This is a genomic window from Rhodococcus sp. GQ147 (assembly GCF_059759155.1).
In genome coordinates this window covers 1-2576 of record NZ_JCAXDU010000047.1, presented here as the reverse complement: position 1 = coordinate 2576, position 2576 = coordinate 1, and the positions used below count along the sequence as shown (strand labels likewise).

Sequence of the window (2576 nt, the reverse complement as noted above, 5' to 3'; positions counted from 1 at the left end):
ACCATGCGACGTGCAGCGATGGGCATGAGAAGACCACGCAGAGCCCTCTCGCTAGGATCTAGGCCCTGTTTCATAAGCAAGCGCTCCGCAACCACATATTGATCGCAGCGATACGCACCACCACTGTGTAACGGACCGCGAGCTTGTCGTATCTCGTTGCCACAGCACGATTCTGCTTGAGCAGGTTGATCCCGCACTCGACAGCATGCCGCTGCTTGTAGTGTGCGGGATCGAACTCCGGCGGCCTACCGCCGGCCGATCCTCTGCGTCGGCGATGTTCCACCTGATCCGACTTGACCGGAATCGTCGCCCGAATCCCGCGTTTACGCAGGTGAGCACGATTGGCAGCGCTGCTGTACGCCTTGTCCGCCAACACTCGATCCGGTCGCGTCCGAGCCCGGCCACCACCGAGGCGAGGCACCTCGATCGCAGCGAGAACCGTCGTGAACTGCGGGCTGTCCCCGTATTGACCGGCGGTAATCACGATCGACAAGGGCTTGCGGCCCTGTTCGCAGGCCAGATGCGCCTTGGTGGTCCACCCGCCCCGCGAACGACCCAAGGCGTGGTCGTCCGGTTCGGTCTCTACCCCGCCGGGTGGCTCACGCTGGAGATCACCGTCTTTGCGGGCTCGAGCGGCGTGCTGGTGGGCCCGTGCGATCGTCGAGTCGACGCTCACGTCCCACGTGATCTCACCGGCAGCGTCGGCCAGGGCCTGCAACGCGGTCAGGATCTGCGTCCACACCCCGGCGCGTTGCCACCGGCGGAACAGTCCGTAGACCGTCTGCCACGGTCCATATCGTGTCGGCATCTCCCGCCACGGTGCGCCGGTGCGGATGCGCCACCTGATTCCGTCGATGAGCTGGCGTTTCGTCCGTTTCGGTGGACGGCCGGTCTTCTGTGGACAGGGCAGCAGCGGCGCCAACCGCGCCCACTGGGCGTCGGTCAGGTCCGCGCGCCGCTGGACGGCTACGCTGGGCACGAGGTCTCCGGTATTCAAGGTTTTGCTTGGTCGCTAAACCCCGATACCGGAGACTTCACTCATTCAGTTGTTGCGACACTCCTGCTGGCACCATCTCGGTTCAAGATCACTTTCGAAACACGGCCTAGTGGCTCGACACAGATCGTTGACCGGGTAATCCCCGGCTGACCGACACGTCCACGGCAGACTATCTCCGAGTCGAGACAAGGAGGTGGTCGTGGCACGCAAACCGAGCGTGTTCGTCCGATCGTTGACCATGGAGGAAGGGCGACGGCTGCAGAAGATCAGTCGCACCGCCAAGGACCCGATCAAACTCCGTCGCGCCATCGTGGTGCTGATGTCTGCCCAAGGCCAGAGTGTCAAGGACATCACCTCGTTGATGCAGGTCAGCGACGACTACGTCCGCGATGTCATCCACGCATTCAACGAGCAGGGATTCGAGGCGTTGCACCCAAAATGGAACGGGGGACGACCGAAGGCGATCGATGAGCAGACCCGCGAGAAGATCTGCTTGATAGCCCGGACGTCCCCCGCCGATTGGAAAATCACCGCGTTCTCCACCTGGAGTCCGGCCAAGCTCGCCGAGCATCTGATCGCGCAGAAGGTCGTGCCGGCGATCAGCCGCGAGACACTGCGTCGCATCCTGCGTGACGGAAAGGTCACCTGGCAGGCCACCACCACGTGGAAGGCATCGACCGATCCGGATTTCCTGTCGAAGATGCACACGATCCTCGCCCTGTACGACACCCCGCCGGCCGACGGTCTGGTGGTCTGCGTCGACGAGTTCGGTCCGTTGAACCTGCAGCCGCGGAAAGGGAAATCGTGGCGACCGCAGACGCATCCGTTGCGGTTGCGGGCGACGTATCACCGCTACGACTCCGGTGATGCACATGCTTACCGCCCTCGATTTGTCCAGCGGCCGAATGTATTACCGGATTCGTCCGCGCAAGCGCGTGGGTGAGTTCCTCGATCTTCTGAAGGTGTTGTGGGCCCGGTGGCCTGGGGAGAAGTTGTATGTGGTGCTCGACAACTTCTCCCCGCACCGGCACCAGAGTGTTCGTCGGTGGGCCGCCGACAACGATGTTGAGTTGGTGTTTCTGCCGACCTACGGGTCGTGGCTCAACTGGATCGAATCCGAGTTCGCGGCGTTGCGGTATTTCGCGCTCAATGGCACCGATCATCGCAGTCATGCCGAGCAGAACGCTGCGATCGCCGCATACGTGCGGTGGCGCAATGCTCGTGCCGAGCCGAAGACCCGGTTCGCCCCGGACTCACCGATCCGATCGTGGACCGAGTACCCGCATTACACGGCCAAGGTTGCTTGACGAGGCACTAGCTCTCCGCATCGACCCGCTCATCGACCGACGTCGGGACTCCCCCTCGACATATGCTGCAGAGCGCTCGGAGTATCCCAGCGGGACTCCTGTCGATCCAGGTGGCGGCCCGCGTCGGCAGCCGAGTTGCACCGGCATTAGCCGCCCGGTTTGATCCGGGAAATCCACGTCGCCCCTCGCGGTGCCTACAGCCACCGCCGCATGCCCGCCGACCCAACCATGGCTATGGGTGTCACGTGCAGCTCGGTTGCGACCGAACGAAG

At 63.3% G+C, this 2576-nt stretch carries 3 protein-coding genes; 2 read left to right on the top strand and 1 reads right to left on the bottom strand.

What is annotated here, in order from left to right; translation table 11 throughout:
• Positions 1-70 precede the first annotated feature (70 nt).
• Entirely contained in the window at positions 71-979 is a 909-nt protein-coding gene (locus tag AC6CID_RS24900; protein WP_064060947.1) for an IS5 family transposase, read from the bottom strand.
• A gap of 217 nt (positions 980-1196) precedes the next feature.
• Between AC6CID_RS24900 and AC6CID_RS24895 the strand changes: the two genes are divergently transcribed.
• Entirely contained in the window at positions 1197-1940 is a 744-nt protein-coding gene (locus tag AC6CID_RS24895) for an IS630 family transposase (RefSeq protein ID WP_248846236.1), read from the top strand.
• A complete protein-coding gene (locus AC6CID_RS24890; RefSeq protein ID WP_498354655.1) occupies positions 1864-2304 on the top strand; it encodes a transposase in 441 nt (146 codons plus the stop codon). The genes AC6CID_RS24895 and AC6CID_RS24890 overlap by 77 nt, the downstream gene beginning before the upstream one ends.
• Positions 2305-2576: the final 272 nt, after the last annotated feature.

Bases quoted from the DNA above. Each gene is read 5' to 3' on its own strand.
- AC6CID_RS24890 (WP_498354655.1), top strand. From the start codon at position 1,864: ATGCACATGCTTACCGCCCTCGATTTGTCCAGCGGCCGAATGTATTAC.